General features: G+C 33.2%; 24 protein-coding genes. 8 read left to right on the top strand and 16 right to left on the bottom strand.

Annotated features, from left to right (window positions below; translation table 11 throughout):
- Window positions 1–84: 84 nt before the first annotated feature.
- The gene (locus Q4P18_RS01505) at window positions 85–705 is read right to left on the bottom strand and encodes a KH domain-containing protein (RefSeq protein ID WP_303334785.1); all 621 of its coding nucleotides are present in this window, start codon (window positions 703–705) and stop codon (window positions 85–87) included.
- A 203-nt stretch (window positions 706–908) separates the two neighbouring features.
- Here Q4P18_RS01505 and Q4P18_RS01500 point away from each other — a divergent pair, with 203 nt between their 5' ends.
- From Q4P18_RS01500 to Q4P18_RS01485, 4 genes are read left to right on the top strand one after another with little or no spacing between them, the layout of a single operon-like run.
- A complete protein-coding gene (locus Q4P18_RS01500; protein WP_303334783.1) occupies window positions 909–1,790 on the top strand; it encodes an energy-coupling factor transporter transmembrane component T in 882 nt (293 codons plus the stop codon).
- Window positions 1,778–3,514, top strand: a complete 1,737-nt coding sequence (locus Q4P18_RS01495; protein ID WP_303334781.1) for an ABC transporter ATP-binding protein — start codon at window positions 1,778–1,780, stop codon at window positions 3,512–3,514. The genes Q4P18_RS01500 and Q4P18_RS01495 overlap by 13 nt, the downstream gene beginning before the upstream one ends.
- A 22-nt stretch (window positions 3,515–3,536) precedes the next feature.
- Complete coding sequence (locus Q4P18_RS01490) at window positions 3,537–4,142, top strand: ECF transporter S component (RefSeq protein ID WP_303334779.1); 606 nt, start codon at window positions 3,537–3,539, stop codon at window positions 4,140–4,142.
- A gap of 26 nt (window positions 4,143–4,168) precedes the next feature.
- A complete protein-coding gene (locus tag Q4P18_RS01485) occupies window positions 4,169–5,221 on the top strand; it encodes an adenosylcobinamide amidohydrolase (protein ID WP_303334776.1) in 1,053 nt (350 codons plus the stop codon).
- On the opposite strand, the gene Q4P18_RS01480 is transcribed toward Q4P18_RS01485, so the two are convergent.
- The 13 genes from Q4P18_RS01480 to Q4P18_RS01420 all read right to left on the bottom strand — a co-directional run bounded on the left by Q4P18_RS01480 (window position 5,222) and on the right by Q4P18_RS01420 (window position 15,872).
- Window positions 5,222–5,998: a serine protein kinase RIO gene (locus Q4P18_RS01480; RefSeq protein ID WP_303334774.1), complete on the bottom strand. Its 777-nt coding sequence runs from the start codon at window positions 5,996–5,998 to the stop codon at window positions 5,222–5,224.
- 34 nt (window positions 5,999–6,032) lie between these two features.
- Window positions 6,033–6,335: a translation initiation factor eIF-1A gene (gene eif1A, locus Q4P18_RS01475; protein ID WP_303334772.1), complete on the bottom strand. Its 303-nt coding sequence runs from the start codon at window positions 6,333–6,335 to the stop codon at window positions 6,033–6,035.
- A 177-nt stretch (window positions 6,336–6,512) separates the two neighbouring features.
- Entirely contained in the window at window positions 6,513–8,111 is a 1,599-nt protein-coding gene (atwA, locus tag Q4P18_RS01470) for a methyl coenzyme M reductase system, component A2 (RefSeq protein WP_303334769.1), read from the bottom strand.
- Window positions 8,112–8,241: 130 nt separating this feature from the next.
- Window positions 8,242–8,946: an MJ0144 family RNA dihydrouridine synthase-like protein gene (locus Q4P18_RS01465; protein ID WP_303334765.1), complete on the bottom strand. Its 705-nt coding sequence runs from the start codon at window positions 8,944–8,946 to the stop codon at window positions 8,242–8,244.
- A gap of 29 nt (window positions 8,947–8,975) precedes the next feature.
- Window positions 8,976–9,737: a GTP cyclohydrolase III gene (locus Q4P18_RS01460; protein ID WP_303334763.1), complete on the bottom strand. Its 762-nt coding sequence runs from the start codon at window positions 9,735–9,737 to the stop codon at window positions 8,976–8,978.
- A 40-nt stretch (window positions 9,738–9,777) separates the two neighbouring features.
- Window positions 9,778–10,680: a 2-phospho-L-lactate transferase gene (cofD, locus tag Q4P18_RS01455; RefSeq protein WP_303334761.1), complete on the bottom strand. Its 903-nt coding sequence runs from the start codon at window positions 10,678–10,680 to the stop codon at window positions 9,778–9,780.
- Between the two features lie 9 nt (window positions 10,681–10,689).
- Window positions 10,690–11,463 (bottom strand): coenzyme F420-0:L-glutamate ligase, encoded by a 774-nt coding sequence (locus Q4P18_RS01450; protein ID WP_303334758.1) that lies wholly within the window; start codon window positions 11,461–11,463, stop codon window positions 10,690–10,692.
- 27 nt (window positions 11,464–11,490) lie between these two features.
- Window positions 11,491–12,120 (bottom strand): IMP cyclohydrolase, encoded by a 630-nt coding sequence (locus tag Q4P18_RS01445; protein ID WP_303334756.1) that lies wholly within the window; start codon window positions 12,118–12,120, stop codon window positions 11,491–11,493.
- Window positions 12,121–12,142: 22 nt separating this feature from the next.
- Window positions 12,143–12,547 (bottom strand): biopolymer transporter ExbD, encoded by a 405-nt coding sequence (locus Q4P18_RS01440; RefSeq protein WP_303334754.1) that lies wholly within the window; start codon window positions 12,545–12,547, stop codon window positions 12,143–12,145.
- Between the two features lie 8 nt (window positions 12,548–12,555).
- Complete coding sequence (locus Q4P18_RS01435; RefSeq protein ID WP_303334752.1) at window positions 12,556–13,395, bottom strand: MotA/TolQ/ExbB proton channel family protein; 840 nt, start codon at window positions 13,393–13,395, stop codon at window positions 12,556–12,558.
- Between the two features lie 97 nt (window positions 13,396–13,492).
- Window positions 13,493–14,107, bottom strand: a complete 615-nt coding sequence (gene rnhB, locus Q4P18_RS01430; RefSeq protein WP_303334749.1) for a ribonuclease HII — start codon at window positions 14,105–14,107, stop codon at window positions 13,493–13,495.
- Between the two features lie 35 nt (window positions 14,108–14,142).
- A complete protein-coding gene (locus tag Q4P18_RS01425) occupies window positions 14,143–15,222 on the bottom strand; it encodes a rod shape-determining protein (protein WP_303334747.1) in 1,080 nt (359 codons plus the stop codon).
- Window positions 15,219–15,872 carry a hypothetical protein gene (locus Q4P18_RS01420; protein ID WP_303334745.1) on the bottom strand — a complete coding sequence of 218 codons (654 nt, stop codon included), beginning with the start codon at window positions 15,870–15,872 and terminating at the stop codon, window positions 15,219–15,221. The genes Q4P18_RS01425 and Q4P18_RS01420 overlap by 4 nt, the downstream gene beginning before the upstream one ends.
- Before the next feature lie 392 nt (window positions 15,873–16,264).
- On the opposite strand from Q4P18_RS01420, the gene Q4P18_RS01415 reads away from it, so the two are divergent.
- Genes Q4P18_RS01415 through Q4P18_RS01400 form a run of 4 tightly spaced genes read left to right on the top strand, consistent with a single transcriptional unit; the run spans window position 16,265 to window position 19,360 of the window.
- Window positions 16,265–16,969 carry an archaetidylserine synthase gene (locus Q4P18_RS01415; protein ID WP_303334743.1) on the top strand — a complete coding sequence of 235 codons (705 nt, stop codon included), beginning with the start codon at window positions 16,265–16,267 and terminating at the stop codon, window positions 16,967–16,969.
- Window positions 16,970–17,010: 41 nt separating this feature from the next.
- On the top strand, window positions 17,011–18,213 hold the full coding sequence (locus Q4P18_RS01410; RefSeq protein ID WP_303334741.1) for a DUF515 domain-containing protein: 1,203 nt from the start codon (window positions 17,011–17,013) through the stop codon (window positions 18,211–18,213).
- A gap of 37 nt (window positions 18,214–18,250) precedes the next feature.
- On the top strand, window positions 18,251–18,976 hold the full coding sequence (locus tag Q4P18_RS01405) for a class E sortase (RefSeq protein ID WP_303334739.1): 726 nt from the start codon (window positions 18,251–18,253) through the stop codon (window positions 18,974–18,976).
- A 12-nt stretch (window positions 18,977–18,988) separates the two neighbouring features.
- On the top strand, window positions 18,989–19,360 hold the full coding sequence (locus tag Q4P18_RS01400) for a dihydroneopterin aldolase family protein (protein ID WP_303334737.1): 372 nt from the start codon (window positions 18,989–18,991) through the stop codon (window positions 19,358–19,360).
- Here Q4P18_RS01400 and mfnA read toward each other — a convergent pair.
- Window positions 19,357–20,514: a tyrosine decarboxylase MfnA gene (gene mfnA / locus Q4P18_RS01395; protein ID WP_303334733.1), complete on the bottom strand. Its 1,158-nt coding sequence runs from the start codon at window positions 20,512–20,514 to the stop codon at window positions 19,357–19,359. The genes Q4P18_RS01400 and mfnA overlap by 4 nt on opposite strands.
- 56 nt (window positions 20,515–20,570) lie before the next feature.
- Complete coding sequence (gene ppsA / locus Q4P18_RS01390) at window positions 20,571–22,850, bottom strand: phosphoenolpyruvate synthase (protein WP_303334731.1); 2,280 nt, start codon at window positions 22,848–22,850, stop codon at window positions 20,571–20,573.
- Between the last annotated feature and the right edge of the window lie 245 nt (window positions 22,851–23,095).

Below are 23,095 nucleotides of genomic sequence, written 5' to 3'. Positions count from 1 at the left end.
AGTATATAAATGTTTTCATTTTAATTTTAAAAACTACAAAATATGTGTAAAAAGTAGACAAAAAATCCAAAAAAAAGAATCTGATTAATCAGACTCTTTTTCATCTTCCAAGAAATCGTCACGATATTCAATCTTATCTTCGTCGATTCCTACGATTGTTTTAAATTCTTTTACTTTAAGCTCGTGTTGTTTTTGTTCTAAAAAGCTATAAACTGATTTATGTCTAGAACCATTGATTATCATTTCAACAGCCTCTTTAGCAATCATGATATTTTCTATTTTTCCGATGAAGGAAACGGTTTTACCATATACTGCCATATCAACTTCTGCCATATCCATAATAATCTCACGTGTTTTACCATCTTTTCCGATTATCCTGCCTTTATATCTTGCAAGGGCATTTTTGGATTTGCCAACAAGCAAAGGCAATTGAATAATTTCAAGATAGATGTCATCATCCACTAATTTTATTGCAACGTCAGGATTAAATCCTCTGGCAATCGCCTTTACAATATGATTAGCATTCCAAACACCTAATGGATCTTCCATATCTTTTTTTGGAGAAATGTCAACTATTCCGTCTTCACTGTCAATGTCAATATAGGTTCCTGTTGCATCTTCAATAGCTTTTTTAACTTCTCCATTTTTACCTATTAATGCTCCAATCCTTTTTTGAGGAATTTTTACATAATCTGTTTCGGGCATTTTTCCACCTCTACTTTTATTTTTCAATCTTTATATTAATATTAATTGTTATAAAGTTTTCCACACATCCACACCCATCCTCATTTTATCGACAAACCTTTAGAAATACATGAAAATTTACAAATTGATTTTAATTTTTTTAAAGAAAACTTTAAATATGTTGAATAATACTTTTAATAATAAAGACACTAGGAGATGAGAAAATGGAATTGACGGAAATACATCCTGGAATTTTAATAGCATATTATGTATTATTAGCCGTGTTTTCGTTTGTTTTTACAAATCCTTATTATATGATAACGTTTATTTTAATGATATTATTACTAATCTATCTCCAAGGTGGGAAAAAAGACATATTAAATCAGATAAAAATATTCATTCCCATCGGAATTTTTATAGTGGTCCTGAATTTTTTATTCAATTACACTGGAGACAATAGAATTTATATTTGGGGAAGCTATTTTATTACAATTGAAGCAGTTTCATACGGATTCATAATGGCTGGATCATTTTTCCTTATATTGCTAACACTGAATTCCTACAACCAGATGGTTTCATACCAGGAAATGCTCTATATTTTATCTAAAAAATTTCCAATAATCTCAATGATTTTAGTGATGGCATTAAGATTCATCCCGCTTCTTGAAAAAAGAACAGTAGAAGTCAGCAATTTAATGAAATTAGAAGAAAAAGACAAAACAGGAGAAAATTCCAAATTCGACAAATTAAAAGAAAGAATAAAAAAAGTTGGAAACATTATGGGAGTGACTGTAGCCTGGTCTCTAGAAGAGGCAATGCTTACAGCAAAATCCATGAAAGCCAGAGGCTATCTAAGTTCAAAAAGAACCAGTTACCTGAAATATACAATGAACAAAGCAGATTATTGTTTTATTTTGTTAATGGCCATAACATTAACTGTCCTGATTTATGGACTAATTTATGGAAACGGATATATTTCAATCTATCCAAAAATGAACTTTTCATGGAATGATTTTCCACTAAATATCTACTATTTTGCATTCATAGTATTTTTATTACCTTTAATTTATTTAGAGCTTGAGGAGGTGTGGATATGGCACAGATAGAAATTAAAGATTTTGATTTTTCTTATATCGATGAAGAGGGCAAAGCGAAAAAATGCCTAAAAAATATTAATTTAGAAGTTGAGGAAGGTGACTTTATCCTGTTATGCGGACCTTCAGGATGCGGAAAAACCACATTATTAAGCAACTTAAAAAAGGAATTGATTCCAAACGGTGAAAAAAGTGGAACAATAAAATATGATGGAACTGAAATTTCCAATCTTGATGAATTGACTTCCGCATGCGATATCGGCTATCTGTTCCAAAATCCTGACAGCCAGCTTGTAATGGACACGGTAATTCAGGAAATAGCATTTCCACTTGAGAATATTGGACTTCCAACTGACGAAATACGCAATAGAGTCAGTGAAATCGTTACTTTCTTTGGAATTAATGACATTTTGCATAAAAATGTCAATGAACTTTCCGGAGGGCAGAAGCAACTTGTAAACCTCTGTTCCCTTTTAACATTAAGACCTAAAGTGTTGTTGTTAGATGAACCCACTTCACAGCTGGATCCAATAGCCACCCATGATTTCATATCAATTTTAAATCGTTTAAACGAGGAGTTTTCCATTTCAATTATTTTAAGCGAGCATAAGGCAGACCATGTCTTTTCATCCATCAACAGACTTGTTTTTATGAAGGATGGAACCATTGAATATTCCGGAAATCCATATGAAATAGCTAAAGAAAGCTTCAGTGACGAAACATTTATTCACTACCTTCCATCAGTAAGCAGATTATATAACCTATTATCTAAAAAATACCCTATTTTAAATGAAATCGAGGTTCCATTAACCATCCGTGAAGGTAGGAAATGTCTCAATTTAATACATGACCAATTAATGAAAATGAAGGATAATGGAATAAATTTGGAAAATGATTATGGGAATATGGATGTAGATAAAGAAAAACCATATGTTATAAAAGCAGATGGCCTGTACTTCGCATACGAAAAACACAACCTTGTTCTTAAAAACATAAATCTGGAAATTTATGAAAACGATTACATCAGCATAATCGGAGGAAACGGCTCTGGAAAGTCAACATTATTAGAATTGATGGCCGGACTATTAGACCCAATCAAGGGAAAAATAAAATATAAAAAAGGCCTTAAAATCGGTTTCGTTTATCAAAACCCAATGATTCACTTTTCAAAGGATACCGTAAAAGAAGAGCTAATATCTTCAATCAATATTCCAGACGAATATAGGGAACAACTCATGGAACTTGACGATTATGACTTAATTACAGACAATGAATTGAATGAGATTACCTATGACAATTCCAGTTTAAACTTTGAAAAGCTAATAAATTTATTTGGAATAGGGAATCTGCTAAGTCGCAACCCCTATGATTGTAGTGGTGGGGAACAGCAGAAAATAGTCATAATGAAAACAATGCTTCAGGATACTGACATCCTAATTTTGGATGAACCTACGAAAGCATTGGACCCGATTTCAAGTTTAAAGTTGGCAAAAATCTTCGAAGAGATTAGAAAAGATGGAATGACAATAGTAATGACAAGTCATGATTTGCCATTTGTTGCAAATAACTGTGAACGCTGTTTGATGCTATTTGACAAAGACATTCAAATAGATACATTCCCAAAAGCGATATTTAGAGAAAATAACTTTTACACAACATTCATCAACAGAATGGTGAAAAATTACTGCCCAAAATGCGTTACAATACCTGATGTTCGCAAAAAATGGGACTTATAAAAAAATATAGAGAGTGATAACTATGGATACAATTATGATGACAACCCTAATCTTGTCCGCAGCGATAATATTAGGATTCGTATATGTTGCATTTAAGATGTATGAAAAATCAAAGCCAAGCGTTGAATCAATTGTCTTAATAGCTATTCTGGTAGCTATTGCCACAATAGGTCGTCTGGCATTCATTGCAGTTCCTGGAGTTCAGGCCTGTTCGTTCATTGTGATAATGGTAGGTATTGTCTATGGCCGTAACGAAGGATTCCTTGTAGGGGCTCTCGCAGCACTGGTTAGTGATCTTTTCACAGGACTCGGATATTGGTCCCTATTCCAAATGATTGGATGGGGATTGATGGGTTATACTGCAGGACTAATAACTACAAAATTGGACAATACAATTGCAAGAGCAGCATTCGGGTTTGCATGGGGATTCCTATATGGATGGATAACTGACATTTCAGGAATATTCTACATAGTGCCAACTGCAACTTCAGTTATCGCATTATTCGCAGCCAGCGCATTCTTCGATTTATTGCATGCGATTGCTAACGCTGTATTATTGGTAATATTCTACAAATGGTTTAAGAAAATATTCCTACGTGCAAAAACCAAGTTTTTGCAAACCAATTAAATAAATTAAAAAACTAAAATGGTATTATGAATAAATTTAAACTAACAAGAAAATTCAACGATGGAGACAAAATTTATTCAACCGACAATACCATTTTAATTAAATTTAGAAATAAAAGAAATGGAATTATAACCTCTCTGGTAAACGGAGGCTATAGTGAAGATTTCCAGGCTGTTTTTAACCATCAGCTTTCCCAAAAAAATATTGATGAAAATGAAAGTGGGGAAGTTGACATCAATGTTTACCTCAACAGATTAACTAAAAATCTGGCCGATGAGTTTAATTTAAATGAGGAAAACATAAGCGGACTAATAACATCGGCTAAAATGAAAAATGCCGGAATTGCTGTTGAAAGATTTAGAAAACTGGAAGTCGTTGCCATTTCAACCGCCGGAACCAATGTAAATGCAGTTGCAGCAGGAGATCCGGCAGGCTATTACGAGGAAAATGGAGAATTTGACTTGGAAATTGGTACGATAAATACCATAATACTCATAAATGCAAGATTAAATGAATCCTGCCTATTGCAGGCAGAGATGACCGCAACAGAAGCAAAAACTGTAGCTTTAAGGGAACTGATTGTCCCAAGCAGATATTCGTCAAAGGTTGCAACAGGGACTGGAACTGACGGAATAGCTATCTTTTCAGAACCAAATTCGGAAAATCATTTATCAAATGCAGGCAAACATTCAAAACTCGGAGAGCTAATTGCCAAATCAGTGATAAAATCGATTAAGGAATCATTGGTGAAACAGATTTGGCTAACCCCCACATACCAATCCAATGCACTTATCAGATTATCCAGATACGATGTTGACATAAATGAGTTCTATAATGACATTCCCGACAAGGAAGAGTTCTTAATTGAATTGAGAAAAGCCAATAGAGATTCAGAGCTTGTTGGATACGTTTCCCTGATTCTGCATGTTCTAGACCAATACCAAAATGGATTGGTTACTGAAAAAACCGCTGAGAAAATTATTGATTCCATTTTTAAAAATCAGATAAGCAAACCAGAATGGTCATCCATGAAAAAATTAGTGAATCATATTGTAAAAGTTTATTTGAATAAAAAGTAGCTATGAAAAATGAGGATTTACATATTCATAAACTTCATCGAAGCTTGTTTCAACACCAAGTCTCTTATATTCATTTACAAGAGTATTGACATCCCTTTCGAATAGCTCCTTTGCAATAGGATTGTCTAAAACCACAGACTGTGAAACATCGATGATTACAGGTTTTTCGTTGTGATTGAGAATGTTGAAATTAGACAAATCACCATGAACCAATTTGGCATCATTTACAAAAAGTTTTAATTCGACAAGCAGTTGGTTAAAGAAGCTTTCAGGATCTTTTGGTGGTTGATTTTTAACTGTGTTTGAAGGATTGCCCTCATCATCACCAATGAACTCCATTATGAGAACATTATTGGAATGAGTAATTGGTTTTGGAACGTTGACACCAGCATTATACAGTCTGGTAAGGTTCTTAAGCTCCTTACTAACCCAATTATAAATTATTTGACGTTTATTTTTTGTCTTAACATTGAATCTTGGATCCCCATCAATATAATAGTTCATCTTTTTAAAATCAGAAGTAGCTATTCTGTAAATCTTAACAGCCACAATATTATCGTTTTTTTCTATGCCTTTTAGAACATTAGCTTCCTTTCCAGTACTAATTGCTCCATTAAGAACATCAATATATCCCTGATTAGCTAGCTTATAAAGAGTTTCCAAAGTAGACTTGTCAAATATTTCGCTGCCTACTTTCCTGTCTGAGCTGTCCTTTTTTCTTTTGCGCTCATTCATGTCCTGAATTTTTTTATCTGCTTTAGCTATTTTAGGATCCATTAAAATCAGTATAAATAAAAAAAAGAAATTTAGATTACATTTTTAAGTAACCTTTTCTTTCAAGCCAGTTAGATTCTGTTTTTGTGTATCTCCAAATTACATCTGCCTTTTCATCAGATTGGAAATCCCATGGTTTTACAAGGATTACATCACCTTCACGAATCCAAATACGTTTTTTCATTTTTCCAGGGATTCTAGTCATTCTTATATTTCCGTCAGCACATCTAACCTTAAGTTTTCCATGTCCCATGATTTGTTCAACAACTCCAGGAATCTCACCCTTTTTTGGAGTTCTTACTCTTCTATATTCTTGTTGATTATTATCTGGTTTTGACAAATACTCTCCTCCATTTATACTTAAAACTATAATTAACTAATAATTTAGAATATTAATATTTATTGACTTTTTAATATATTAATGTTTTTTTTATTTAAAGCTAATGATATTAACACAAAAAAGAGCAAAGGATACAAAAATAAAAAATAAAAAAAGAAAAAGAAAATTTGAAGGAATTTAATTGTTTCCGAACATTCCTTCTTTTTCATCAGCAGTTAAAATTTCAACGATTTCTTCAGGACTGCTAATGTTCAATACTTTTCCGCCTCTCATAATAGCTGCCCTATCACAAACATCAAGAACGAATTCCATATCGTGAGAAATAATAATAAAGGTTTGATCTAATTCTTCACGTGCTCTTAAAATAGAATCTGATACTATAACTCTGGTAACTGGATCCATAGTACCTGTCGGTTCATCTAAAATAATGATTTTAGGTTCTTTAATTAATACTTGTGCTAAAGCAACCCTGTGTTTTTCCCCTACACTTAATTCGTCAGGATATTTGTCAAGCAATGCTGCAGCTGCATCATTAGTAAATCCAACAGCAGTCAATACATGAATAGCTTTAATCTTTGCAAATTCTGCAGGCAAATCAAGACTAATAGCATCAGTTAAATTTCCAATGATTGTTCTGTGAGGATATAAAGAATATTCTTGATGTAATAAACCTAAATAAGGCATGATACGGCCTCTGTTAAGTGGACCTACTTTTGTCATGTCAATCCATTCGTCACCAAGTTTAATTACGATTTCGCCGCTACTTGGTTCTGTAAGGCCTATAAGCATCCTACTTAAAGTGGTTTTACCAGCACCACTTAAACCTACTATACCGAAGATTTCGCCCTTGTGGATTTCCAAATCGATTCCATCTACTGCTTTTACAACCCCTCTTTCAATTGAGAAGTAATGTTTTTTAACGTCATCGATTTTGATTTCAACTTCACCAATTTCAGGGTTTTCAGCCTTTTCGGTTACAGGCACTGTTTTCATGAAGTTTTCCACTACCTCATCAGCAGGACCTTCCTCTATCATTTTACCTTCATCTAACCAAATTACCTTATCTGCAAGCTCCACCATAACTTCAGGCCAATGAGAAGTGATTAACATTGTAATTCCTTCATCTTTAACCCCTTCGATTAATGTATTGTGTAATTTTTTTGCAGTTTGAGGATCCAAAGTTCCTGTAGGTTCGTCTGCTAGGAACAACATTGGTGCTTTTGCCAATTGCCTTGCAAGAACTACCCTTTGTTTTTCTCCTCCACTTAAATCACGAGCAATGTGGGTAATCCTATGATTCATTTGAACCATTTCTAAAAGTTCTAAAGCCCTGTAGAGTTTCTCTTCATATTCCCCTTCGTCACCCATAGCCCTCATTACATTTTCGATTACGGTTTCCTCATCGTACAATGCAAAGTTACGTTGTAACATGATAGCTATTCTTCTTTTTATGCTTGCGAATAGTTTTCTATCACAATTGTAGAAGTCCACTACTTGAGACTCATAAGTTCCGCCACAAGCACATTTTTCACCAACATGAGATGGGGATTCTACTGCTAAACATTCTGGACATACTGCAAGATTGAGAATTACTTGACCTTCATCAGGCTTATAGTCCAATGTACCTCTAAGCATGTTAATTAAAACTGATTTTCCACTACCACTACGGCCCAAAATACCTAATGTTTGGCCTTCCTCGATTTCTAGATTAATATTTTTAAGAACATCAACTCCACCAAAATTCTTTGTAATATTTTTAAGAGTTATGAATTCCATTAAATCACCTTTATTATAAATTACTATATATTTATAGAAACATCCATTAATAATACTTTCTAATAATGAAGATTATATAACATTGTTATTAGACTTTTTATAAACTAAATCAAGCTAATCATAAGTCAAATTAAAAATCAGATATGTTAAAGTCCAGTTTACCTGAAATAACCGCTCTTGCAATAGAAAAACCAGAAATACCTGTATTTAACATTTTAATTATTTTTTCTTCACTATCAATTGAATTATTGCCAATGACCGGAATATCCAAATTGGAACATAATCTTGTTAAAAGTTCATAATCAGCATCAAAAACACCTGGCTTCATAGCATCCACATGCAAATAATCCGCCCCGGAATCCTGGATAATTCTGCAGACAGCCAAATCATCAACAACATTGGCCCGAATCTTAACAGAAACCTCCTTAGAAACATTGTCAACAACTTCTGAAATGAATTCCCCCAAATCATTTCTTTGAAGCATGTTCTGACCACAGCCAATTTCCAGAAATTCAGGTTGCCTGCAATGGCAATTTATCTCAATAATATCAAGATCTTCAATTTCATCTAATCTGATAATGGGATTGGGAGTTGTAGAACGCACATTAACTGAAACCTTAACATCATCATTCTTATCCTTAATCGATGATGCCTCATTAGCAATATGAGTAAAAATTAGATTTTTAGGGAAATGAAATTCCTTTCTTCCCCTTTCAAGGATTTTTCCAGAAGCTTCAATTGTAGGCTCATCCAAATTGAAACCTCCTAAAGTAGCTACATCAAAACCAAAAGGAATTACCTTATTTAGAAAAGCAGCATCAGTAATCCCTGCCATTGGAGCAACTACTTTAATAAGAATTCCCCCTATAATTTATCGATAACACAAGTCCACATTTCATTGTTTTTGTCACGGATTTCTTCAAGACCAATATCAGCCATATAAGCAGAATCTTCGGCATTGTCGGATCTTCCAATACCTGCTTTAAGGCCGATTCCAATTTCCTCATCGATTTCAACCAAGATATCTTCAATATCTTGTTCTGATAATCCATTACATGGTGACATAAAATTATCTCCACCAATGAAGAATAATAAAGCGCCTTTTTTAACTAATTTGGTCATTAAGTAATGTTGTGTTTTATTAACCATGAAACTAGTGTCAAATGCAGATTCAATATCTGTCAATGTTTCTGTAACACTGTTAATATCAATATGAGCTACTTGAACAAATGAATCTTCAGGATCTTCAATAATGCTGTCCACTGCCAAGATTTCTTTCCTATCACTGGATTGAGCTCCTCCTTTTTCCTGAAGTGCAATAGTAGCCAATTTTTGAGCTTCATGAGGAGTTTCTGCAGCTCCAATTCCCATACTAATAGTAATTGGATATCTATTCCTAATGGACCTTTGTATTCTCAAATGATCCTCTACGCTAAGACCATTGGTAATTGCAAGTAAATTATCAAATCTTGTATAAAATACTAATCCTTTTCTAGCAGCAACCTGTCTTTGAATGTCTGCATAAAGTTCTGCTTGTAAAATCTGAAGATCAGATTCAGTTCTTGGTCTTGGAGTAACAGTCCATGGACCATAGTTATCAATTTGAATTAAAGTCATTTGTATCATATTATGTCACCAAATTAAAATACACATATAAAAATATAGTTTATATATTATTTAAAATTAATTCAGAAAGCTTTTTCTTATCATCTAAATTTTTCATTATTGTATTTGTAACAGTAACTTCATCAATGAAATTTTCTATTTCTTCTTTTAAATCGCTGTCCTTATCATCAATTACAAAATTATTTAAAAAATCCTTATATAGTGACGCAACACCAACAGATGATACTGGAATGCCCAAAGCTTTCATAAACTTACTTGCAGGTCCTGAAACAGAATCGTTGCCGATTATAGGAGAAACTGCAACAACATGCGTTTCTTTAAGAGCTTCCCTAACACCATCCAAAGATAAAATTGGCAAAATTGAGGTTATAGGATTTGAAGGACCTATAATAACCGCCTTGGAATTCTTGATTACTTCAATAATTCCAGGAGCAGGTGCAACTTCACTGAAAACCACATCTAAAACTTCAGGTTCGCTTTGATGCTTGATTAAAAAATCATGAAATTCCAATTCGCCGATATCGGTTACTATCTTAATATCAGAATTTTCATTACTCATTGGCATAATATTAGCTTTAATACCCATATTCCTTGCTTGGATTTTAACAACTTCATCCAAAGGATGGTTTTCCAACAATAGAGTCTTCTGTATTTTAGTGGCTCTATCAATATCCCCTATTCTAAGCAACTCTGGAGTGCCAATTTCATTAAGTCGTTCATGAGTTATGAAAGTGTCATCCCTAACACCATACCAAAATTCCTCATTAATCATATCGGCCATAGTATACAGTACAGTATCAATATCGGCAGAAACATAAACGCCAGAAAAATACTCGTTTTCCAATGTATTAACAATAATATTCAATTCATCATTATCAACGAGTTCTTTAATACCTTGCAATAGTTTAGGAGTTCCAGTACCTCCAGATAAAACAGTAATCATAATAACAACCTAATTTCTAAATGCATCAAATTTCTTTGGTCTCAATAGCTTGGAAATGTCAGAATCAACATCCCGAAGTAAATCAAAACTATCAAAACCTCTCAACAATACAACAGGAATACCCTCATTAGCCTGACCCATAATCAAAGAAGCAGCCGCCGCAAGTTCATCGGCAGTAGCTATTTCAGTAGTTTCAAGTTCACGACCATAAAGATCAGTATCTCCAACTCTACGCCACAATGGAGAAATTCCACTACAACCGATTGCAGTGCCTATTGCACCTACCCTAAATGCCCTGCCCTGAGTATCTGTAACGATAACTGCAATTTCGGTAGAATATTTTTCTTCCAGAGATTCTCTAATTTCACGAGCTGATTTGTCAGGATCGTCCGGCATAGGAGTAGCCAAATCATCATCAACATTGGACTCGTCAATTCCTGCATTAGCACAGACAAAACCATGTTTTGTTTCAGTGATTATAAAATCAGGACCGACCTTGACAACCTCATTGGAAGCCTGAAGAATGCTTTCAACAAGTTGAACATCCTTACCACATTTTTTAGCAAGTTCAATCGCTTCATCTGAAGGAACCAATTCATTCAAATCTATAAAATTACCTTCAGCTTTAGAAATTAAAGTTTCAGCTATTAATAGAATATCTCCATGCACCAAATCAATATCCTGTTTATTTAAAGAATCTTCAATTAAATCAGAAATATTATCATCCTTTTTAACTAAAGGAATTTCAGTAAGACCAATTAATTCAATAGTCATAAAAATCAACACTAAAAATAAAAAAAATAAAAAAAATTATGGATTAAGGGACTCGATAGTCCATTCTCCATCAAAAATAGCTGCACCAGATGTAACTGGTTTCTTATAATTTGCAAAGATACCTTGATCGAATATGTATTGAGCCGCTTCTTTGGAATCCTTAGCTTCAAAATCAACATGATCATAATCCTGTGAACCATAAGTTGAAATAAAAGCAGCCTCACCATACGGAACCCTGTCAACCAATAACTTTTCATCATTAGCAATTCCAATATAACATTGATATTCCTCTTTATTATTGGTGGAAGTTACAGCACCTGCAATTCTTGGAGTATGATAATCGTCTTTCTCATAATCCATAGTCAATAAAGAATATGCAATAGCATCTTTAATATTCATTCCAACATGTATCTTATCCGCAATCACATCTGTATGTGAACCATTAGATACAATAGCTACACCATTTACAATCCTAATACAGTTGTAAGTGATATAAGTATTTTCAAAAATATCTTTTTCAAAACCTTCTTTAGGAACGATTGCTGCCCTATTTTCAAAAGTAAGGCATTGTCTATTTGGAAATGACCTACTTGAAACCCTGTAGGCTACAAAAGGTTTACCATCAACATTCATCCCAATTGATAAAATTCTCCCAGTATATTTCATTTTATAAAATCCCCATCATTAATTAATTAGGAACATGAACAGCTTCCTGAGGTGAGATACCATCAGGAGTTGTGATAATGATTTCTCCAGGCTTAATATTAACTTCACCCTTATCCATGACCGATGCCAGCACACCAATAGCATTATTCTTAATCATGCTAGACATATCTTCACCGTTTACTGTAACCTTATGCAAATTAGCTACAGGAACTACATAATACTCTTTTACACCACTACTGTCAGTCATGTTTGGTTTTCCAGTGCCTCCATCCTGATCTGTTGCTGCCACATCGCTAGCAGGTGCAAAACTGCTTGTAACAACTAAAAAAATCATAAGAGTAAATAAAATATCGATAAATGGAACCAAATTGAAGTTTGGCTTTTGACTTGAAACTCTCTTTTTGTATGATTTAACATCAATTGCCATAAAAACCCCTACTGTTTCAATTTACTCTCAATTATTTCAGAATTAACATTACATTTCTCTAGAATAACATTGGAAATACTCTTATCCAACATACTTGGTTTGAATGAAACTTTAATGTTAGCATAAGGATCTGAAATAGCTCTAGTATTTACAACACCTTCAGCTCTTTGCAAAGCTTCCAATGCACATTCTACATTTGCATCTACTCTTACCTTAGCAATTCCATAACCCCAATTGGTCATTTTTGTAGCAAGTTCAATTTTATCCATTTCATTGTCAATTAAACCTTGAATATAAGTGAAAATTGGCAATAAAATAATAGCTACGGTCAATCCCATAATTGTGGTAATAAGAGCAACATAAATACCTTGTGCCATTGCAGTTGCATCCGCACCTACTCCCAATGTTTTAAAAGTCATCCAAATTCCAATAACTGTACCGATAAGACCTAAAAATGGAGCTAATTCAATAATGGTTTTAAGAGTATTGATATTTTTTGTCATTTTACTGACTTCAACAATAAAAATCTGTTCAATACTTTCTTCAACTTCAATCTTATTTTTATAACCAATTTTTAATGTCTCAGATATAATTCTTGAAATTGGATTTTTATAAGTATTTAATTGTTTTAACGCTTCAACAGCTCCGCCTCTTTCCATAGAAGCAGTTACAACACCAAAAATCTCTGTTGCATCAACTTTACTAATTTTTTTAAGATAATGGATTTTTCTAGCCGCAATGATAATACCATAAATACCTATAAACAATATGACATAGGTAATTATACCACCCTGACTGAATATTTCCATTAACATTTCGAAAAATTGAGCAAAATATTCAAATATCATTATTAACCTCAAAATTAATAAATTAAAAAAACTCTATAAAAATATTTTATTAATTCAAATACTTAAATATTTATAAAAAAAAGAGAAAAAATCGATTTTATTTCATTTTTTTAACAGTTGCCCATGACCTTCTAACAAAATCCGGCATTTCATCATAAGTAAAATTGGTTAAAAACTTCTTGGTTGTTGGGTCACTAGGATATCCTGAACCGATTCCCCCAAGTTTCCTATAATCCTTATTGATTTCCTGAATGTATTCATCACGGGTTTGCTTTGCAATGATAGATGCTGCACTAACCTGAATGTAATTGTCATCAGCCTTATGCTCTGCCAAAACATCACATCCAGTCATCTCACACAAAAAGTTTTGAAAACGTTCAGGCTTAACATCCACCGCATCAACAATAGCCTTTTCAGGTTTGATTCTTGAAACAATCTCGGCCATCGCATTTTTTTCTATTTCATTAAGATTAACGCCTTCTGCCCTTAAATTGTCAATATCACGAGCTGATAAAACAACTATCTCATATGGAAACATTTTTTTAAGTTTGCGAGCTAAAACATATCTCCTATTGGGAGTTAACCTTTTAGAATCTTTAACACCCATTCTTTCAAGAACGGTTAACATGTTATCCGGAACCACTACTCCTGCGACAACTAACGGGCCGAGAACAGAACCCCTGCCTGCCTCATCTACACCAAGAATTTCCATAAATATCAAAAAAAAAGTAAAAAATGAAATAATAATTATTTCATTGCTCTTATACGTACGTCAGGTTCTAATGCTAAAGGTTCAGCAGCAACAATAGCTGTTCCTTTTGCAACAACAGTCATAGGATCATCGGAAATTTCAATAGGAATTCCAATTTCTTCATAAATTCTTTCTTTCAATCCACGGAAACCTGAACTTCCTCCAACAGCAATAGCATTGTGGTAAACACCAGCCATTAATTCAGGAGATAATCTTTCAAGGATAATATTTAAACCATCAATTATTTGCTCAATATAAGGTTCAGCAGCATCAGCCACTAAATTTGAGTCAATAACTACTTTTTTAGGCCTATTAGTTTCAAGAGACTTACCGATGACTTCAAAACTTAAATTTTCGAATTGTTCACCGGAATGAACCATACCAACTTCCATTTTAGCCGCTTCCGCATCATGAATACCAATAGCTACATCGTATTTCTCAGCAACTAATTCAACAATCCTATTATCCACATCATCTCCACCACATCTGACGGTTTCAATATCGTTAATACCACCAAGAGAAATAATTACAATATCTGTGGAACCAGCACCAATATCAACAACCATAGTTCCATGAGCCTCTGCAATAGGCAATCCTCCACCAATAGCTGCAGCCAATCCTTCACTAATTACACGAACATATTCGGCACCTGCTTTTCTACCAATTTCTTCAGCAGCATTCTTTTCTACCTCAGATGCATCTCCAGGAATACCAATAACAATCCTGCCCACAGTTTCTCCTTCATTAATTCCGATTTGCATTGCTTTAATAAGTAAAGCTTGTGCTTGCATTACGTTTTCAATTACTCCTTTTTTCAAAGGTCTAACTGCAATAATGTCTTCAGGAGTTCTTCCAAGCATTTTTTTAGCTTCTTCACCAACAGCCAAGACTTCTGATGGATCATCCTTTTTAACTGCAACAACAGATGGTATTTGATACAATTCAAATTTGTCTCCTGCTGGTTTTGCAATAACAGTATTTAAAGTACCTAAATCTATTCCTAAGCTATTTCTAATAATTCTTGTTTCAGGATTATTATTTAATTCAGTTTCTTCCTCGCGTCCGAAAATATTCATTTGGTGGCCTCCATATTTAAATTTTTAAAATCTTTAAAATCTATAACGAAAATTTTATTTGATGTAGCTACACTCTGAACTTTAAAAACATCACTATCATTTTTGGCAGATACTAAAACAGTAGACAATACAACATCTTCAGCACTATAAATAGGTTTTAAAGCCTTTTTAATGAAATTTGGTAGCTTAACATTAGCACTTACATCAACATCAATAAATGCGGTTGTTTGAGATTCGGATAAAATATCAAGTGGGATTTTAGATTTTCCCAAGTAAGCGACAGTGTCCTTTATAACATTTTCAGGAGCGATGAATGCCATTAAATTGGATTCCTGTTTTAGATGAGAATGGGAGATTCTGATAAATGCCCCTCCTTTTTCATCACAAAACTTCTTAAATTCATCAATTTTAAATGATTTTCCATATAACATAATGAAATCAAATTTTTTGCTTAATTTATTTTCATTTATTATTACATGCTCCCTAAATAATATTTTTACAGTACGATTTGATGCAATAGCCTTATATGCAATTTCATCAACCAACTCAACATTTCCTGCAATAATACACCACATGTGGTCATCTAAATCATCATCTCCAGATGAAATTCTTGCAAGACGTCTAAGAGCCTGAATATTATCTTCTATCATTTAACTACTCACAATATATTAATATATAATCTCATACTCAAACAATGTTACTACAAATGATAAAATAACTGCTATTTATAGCTTATTTTAGTTAATAACCAAAATTATAGAAAACATCATTAAAGTTCTAATAATTAATTATTACTGATTATTATTATATATATTTTATCTTTGTTTAAAAATAAATTAAAAACAAGCAAAAAAATTAAAAAAAATAAGTTTAATAAGAACTGCCGATAAATATATTCTAAACAAACATAAATTATATTATAACAAATCAATCGTCTTATTTTTTTAAAAAAAATATTGTCTAAACCTTAAGAATAGACATTGAAAAAACTAAGTTCATTGACAAGAGAAAGTTAATAATAAATAACTAAAAAAGTATTACCATGGGTCGAAACATGAAAATAGAAAACACCAAAATAACAAGCTTTATGGCATTATCAGATATTGTATCCTTATTGAATATGATAAGTGGATTTGTATCCATAATATTATCAATGAACGGTTATTTTGAATATGCTGCTACAGCTATGTTTTTTTCACTCTTGTTTGACTCTGTAGATGGTTGGGTGGCAAGAAAAATTAATAGAAATGACCAATACGGATTTGGAAAAAATATTGATTCATTATCCGACGTGGTATCATTTGGAGTAGCCCCTGCATTATTCCTTTATTCCGTCTCTAAAACAATACAAAATTCTCCAGAAATACTTGTACTGATCGTATCTGTACTAATGGTAGCATGTGGAGTATTGAGACTGACAAGATATAATGCAATAAACGATTATATCGATTTTAAAGGATTTATCGGATTTCCAATCCCTGGAATTAGCGTAATACTTGCTAGTTATTACCTGACAGGAGCATTCAATATTTATATTGCATTAGTCTTAATGACAATCGTTTCATTGTTCATGATAAGCAATTTCAAATACAAAAAAGTAGATAATTTTACAATAATTGGAATCGGAGCCGTGCTAATTATCCTTTTGATATTGCAATTACCACTAATAGCATTCAATATTAATATTCCAGCACTATTTTTATTAATTATATGCCTATATTGCTTAATAAGTTATTTATTTAGATAAACACTAATCATCTACTTATTTATATAAGTAGAGGTCATCAAATGAACAATAAAATACCTGAAGATTCCATTTATCCATATGAATACGAAGAAAACACAGAAAGCCTAAAAAGAAAAATTCAAAAACAAAAGGAATTGAATAGGCCAAGATTGAAAGAGGAACACGAGGAAAATATAACAAACGATTTGAAAATCTTTGAAAAAATAAATGAAAGACTTTCAAAAATATTCAAGAGCAGCTCATCAGACATCGGCGAAGATGAAAAAAAGAAGAAAATAGGAATAGCCATAACAACACTGATTGTAATTGTCCTAATAACATCCTGCTATTATTTTTTAATATATGAACCTTCACAAAAAAGTCTGGAGGAAGCCCGAACAGAAAAGCTGAATGAACTCCATTCGTTGTATAAAGGCCCATTAGCTTCATCAACTGAATCATTTACCTTGGAAAAACAAATCAAAAAAGCCAAAAGTGCCCATGAAGTAAATGCAATTAACATAATGGGGCCGGCAACAAAGGATTGGAGAGAATTTCAAAAAAAGGCCATTAATGAGAATCATGACAAATTCAATAGAACAATGGCCATTTATCAAACGGAAGACAATAAAACAGTAATAATGCCTATTTCAGATGCATTCACCATTGTAAATAACAATGGAGCGAATATCCTGTCAAATATTGAATTTAAAAAACCGAATACAATATCAGTTCCAATACTGTTGTCTCGCCTTCAGGCGGGAGCAGGACTGATATCAGTAGGTAGCATAGTGGACATATATACTCAAAACAACCTAAACAACAGTCAAAATCTGGAAAACGACAGCTCCCTTGCAATTAGCGGATGCACGGTAGTTTCAATAATGAGATGTGAGGCAAGTGGAGAAATAGAATCAGAATATGGAACATCCCAGACATTAGTAAAAGGAAACAACACAAATCCCAATGAAAACACAAAAACATTCACAGCAAATGTAATTGAAATGATAAAGGGATCATTGGCTGGGGGATATAATGAAAGGCAAACATTAAATCTCCTTAAAAACTACGGGGTAAAATTAGCCAACTGCGAAAGAGGAATAAATTTGGCAGAACTTGATGCACAGTATCTGCTGCTATTGGAAGTCCCCCATGACAAAGTGAATTACGTTTTAGACAACATGGACAATATAATTTTGACAATACCTACAAGCAATGCCCCAACATGGATGGTGAATGAACTGAAAGACACATATGAAAAATAAAAATAATTATAATTATTGAACTAAATATATAGATATTATGAAAAAACCAACAATTTCAACAATCATTCTGATAATTGTTATTGCAATAATAGGTTTGTATGCATTAGGTGAAGTTGACTATTATTCAATGAAAATAACAACAGAACGTAATGTTGACTCTCCCGTAATAACAATTCCTGCAATTGGACTATCGGAAAAAATAAATAACATATCACTTTCACAAGGGGTATATAGGCAGATTGACACTTATACTCCAGATACTGGAGATGTTGTGCTTTATGGACATAGAACGCTACAGGGATCACCATTTTTAAGGCTAGATCAGGTAAATAAAGGTGATGAACTTGTAGTGGAATGGCCTGAAATTGGAGAACTCAAATACACAGTTACAAATAAAGAGATAGTGCCTGCAAACTACCAACTAACAACTGTGCAAGGAGGGCATAAACTATTCTTGGTAACATGTGATCCAATAGGATCCACAGCTAATAGATTAATAATAGAAGGAGAATTAAGCTCACAAGGACCTATTCAAGAACAGATAATTAAAGACAACCCTCAAGAATATTATGGCCTAATAATAGCAACATTATTCCTTATTGGAGGATTAATATTCAGTTGGTTCTATTCAAAAGACAATAGAATTTATTTAATTGTTACTGTCCTTATAATTTCAGCAATAATATTCTATTTCTACCTATTCCCAATACCACCAGATATTATATTCTCAAAAATAGGATTCCTGAATGGTGAATTTGCATAAGGAGACGATAAAATGGACGTTGATAAAGAATACTTTTCAAATATAAGTTCCAGAGAAAGAGCAATATTTGAAGGAGCTATAAGTATGGGAGCATTATTCCATCAATTCATTGGAACTCCTGTAAACAACAATACAAAAGAAAGCTTGGAAATAGCTATAAAAAACTCTTTGAAACTTCAACCAGCTATTGAAGATGTAGAAGTAAAAATAAACTTTGAAAGATTAGAAGAAGCATTATCTGAATTTGATTACACTTCCTTAAATGGCGACATGTTAGATGTGAAAATATATACAAAGGTAGGTAATGTAAAGGCAACCATTAGAATGGAATTTATTGAAGAATTAAATTATCCACTTATGTATGTTGAAGATATAGAAGATTAATATAAATCTTTTAAATCTTCCAATAATTCTTCCAAATGACTTTTTTTAATATGATTCATTAAAATAATGCGAATAGCTACAGGACAAGAAGCTACTGAAACTTTCCATCCTCTCTCATCAAGCAAATCAGAAAGCTCTTCAGCTCCGATTGTAGGATGATTAAAGGCAACAATATTCAATTCAGGTTCAACAACAATATTATAACCGATTTTTTTAAGCTCTTCCTTGAAGAATATGGTGTTGCTCATCAAATTTTGTATCAGTTCCAAATAGCCTTCTTTTCCAAAGTATTTCATAATACCATAGGTAGCTGCCGAAGCCGCACCTAACCTTGTTCCAACAATGGTTGATTGTGTTTTAACAGTAAGATATGGGGAATCAATAGCCATAACTTCAAGATATTCTTTTTTTCTAAACAAAATCCCACCTGCAGGAATAGGTGCCAAACCCATCTTATGCGGATCAACAGTAATTGAACAGACCCCTGGAAGTGAAAAATCGAAGTCTGGAAAATCATAACCTATTTCCTTTAAAAACGGAATTGAAAAACCACCGAATGCAGCATCTACATGAAAATAGATATTGTTATCATATGCTATTTTTGAAATTTCATCAATAGGATCCACAAGCCCCAATTCAGTTGTTCCGGCAATAGCCACAATAGCAACTGTCTTATCTGAAATGGAGTTTTTCAATGATTCAATGTCAATCTTATAATTATCATCCAATTTAGCTTCAACAATTTTAAGATCCATCATGTCTGCGGCTTTTTTAAATGAAAAATGGGCTGATTCAGGAACTATTATTTCGCCCTTTTTAATTCCCTTATATTTCCTTGCATGATTTCTAGCAGCCCTGATTGCCATTATATTAGCTTCAGTACCGCCAGTTACAACATTACCATAAACTTCATCAGCAGACAATAATCCACCAATAGATTTAATAACAGAATCTTCAATCTGTTTAGTTCCTTTAAAAAGACCAGGATCTCCCAAATTTGAATCTAAAAAATTACAAAAAATTTCTTTTGCAAAAGGATGTGCTTCAGTACACATTGAACCTAAAATTCTACCATCACTATATTTTAAATCCTGAGATTGAAAATCTTCTAAATTTTTTAGAATAATATCTTTTGATACTGGCTTTTCTTCCATAAAATAACCTTATAAAAGTTTTTGAAAAAAATAAAAATAAAAAAAAGATGAAAAAATTAATTTAGATTCTTACGAGCAGCATCGAGAATTAATTTTTTCTCAGCTCTAGCTACAGTTTTTCTAACTTCAGCTACAGCATCCGCATTAGATGAAACGCTTGTAATTCCATATCCAACAAGTTTTTCAACAATACGAGGTACACTACCTGCTTGACCACAGATACTACATTTTACTCCTGCTTCAACACATTTTTTAATTGTTCTTTCAATTAGCATCATAACAGCAGGATGCTCTTCGGTATAATGTTTAGCAACGAATTCGTTGTTTCTATCAACCGCTAAAGTGTATTGGGTTAAATCGTTGGTTCCTAAACTTACAAAGTCAATACCTACAGCAATATAATCTTCAATGGTTAAAGCAGCAGCAGGTATTTCCACCATCATACCAAAGTCAATATCCTTGTGAGGAATGAGACCTACAGAAGCACAAAGCTCTTTTGCTTTTTTAAGCTCTTCAGGACTTTGTGACAATGGAATCATGATACCGAGGTTTGTGTATCCTTGATCGTATAATTTTTTAATAGCTTTAAATTCGCATTTAAGAATTTCAGGTTGGTCCAATTCTCTTCTGATACCTCTCCAACCTAACATTGGGTTGTGTTCTTCAGGTTCGTTCTCTCCACCTTCTAAAGTTATGAACTCATCGGTTGGAGCATCAAGAGTCCTATACCAAACAGGTTTTGGATAGAATGCATCAGCTACGATTTTAACATTGTCTGCAATAATGTCAATCAATTCATCTTCCCTACCTTCAGCAACGAATTTTCCAGGGTGAATACCGCTAGTCAACATCATGTGTTCAGTTCTAAGTAAACCAACACCATCTGCACCGGTAGCTGCAGCCCTAGCAGCAGCTTCAGGCATACTTACATTTGCTTTAACTTCAGTTACGGTGATGATTGGAGCTGCTTCCACATTGGTTGCTGCAACAGGAGCCTCTTCTTTGGTTTCAGTTAAACCTTCAAATACCAATCCTTTTTTACCGTCTAAGGTTACGCCATCGTCTTCAGTTAAAGTTGAAGTAGCTGAACCAGTTCCTACAACACAAGGAATTCCTAATTCACGAGAAATAATGGAAGCATGACAGGTTACACCACCTTCATCAGTAATAATTCCAGCAGCCCTTCTCATAGCTGGAACCATATCAGGAGTGGTCATTGTAGTGACCATAATGTCTCCATCTTTAACTTTATCTAATTCATCAATATCTCTAATAATTTTTACTAACCCAGAAGCAATACCTGGACTTGCACCAAGACCTTTGATTATTACTTCACCATCAACAACAGAATCAGAGCCTTCATCTGCAGGTGAATCCTTGTCGAGAGTAGTGATTGGTCTTGCTTGTAATAAGAATAACATGCCTTTTTCAAATGCCCATTCAGTATCCATTGGTTCTCCATAATGAGCTTGAACTCTTTTACCCATTTCAGTTAATTCAATGAGTTCTTGATCAGACAATACCCTTTCATTTCTTAATTCTTCAGGAACATCGACCTTTACACTAGTTCCTGCTTCATCGTTGGTGTACATTACTTTTTTATCACTAACGGTCACGTTAACAATTTCATCGTTCTTTTTGTCAACTGCATAATTATCAGGAGTTACATCACCTGAAACTACAGCTTCACCAAGTCCCCATGAACCTTCGATTAAAGCAATTTCCTCACCGGTAGATGGGTTTACAGTGAACATTACACCTGCCTTATCAGCGTTAGCCATTTTTTGAACTACAACAGCAATATATACTTTTGAGTGTTCAAAATCATTTTCTTCCCTGTAGAAGATAGCTCTTGCTTCAAACAATGATGCCCAACATTTTCTTACATATTCAATTACATCCTTATAACCTGAAACATGCAAGAAGGTATCTTGTTGACCTGCAAAAGAAGCTTCAGGCAAATCTTCAGCAGTTGCGGAAGAACGTATAGCCACATCAGTGTCTTCTTCACCAACTCTTTGGCAGAGCTGATTGTAAGCTTCAATAATGAAAGTGGTTATTTCATCAGGAATAGGAGTTTTAATAATAAGAGACTTGATTTCTTCAGCAGCAGCTTGAAGTTCTTTAGTATCGTTAATATCAATTCCTGCTAAAATTTCCATAACTTTATCATTAATTCCACCATCTTCCATGAACTTTTGATAAGTTTCAGCAGTTACTACAAAGCCTGGTGGAACAGGAATACCTGCTTGGGTGAGTTCTCCTAAATTTGCACCCTTTCCACCTGCAATTCCAATATCAGATTTATTTAAATCCTCAAATTTTACAACATACATGTCATAACCTCTTGGTTTGAAAAAATTATTTTGAAAATTGACATCTTAGACAAGTAATGCCAATATAATAATCTTATATTTGCTTTTCATAATTAATATATCTTAAGTAAAAATTAGAGATTATGAATTTTAAAAACAGCATTAACAAAAATCAATCAACCGAATGATGAAATGAGATACCTAATACTAACAGACAAACATGAAAAAATTAGAAAAAAAAGTTAAAAAAAAAAAGGAAAAAAGTC

It is taken from the genome of Methanobrevibacter sp., from assembly GCF_030539665.1.
In the GTDB taxonomy this organism is placed as follows: domain Archaea; phylum Methanobacteriota; class Methanobacteria; order Methanobacteriales; family Methanobacteriaceae; genus Methanocatella.
The sequence above is the reverse complement of the archived record's forward strand: the minus strand, read 5'-3'. Positions and strand labels throughout refer to the sequence as shown.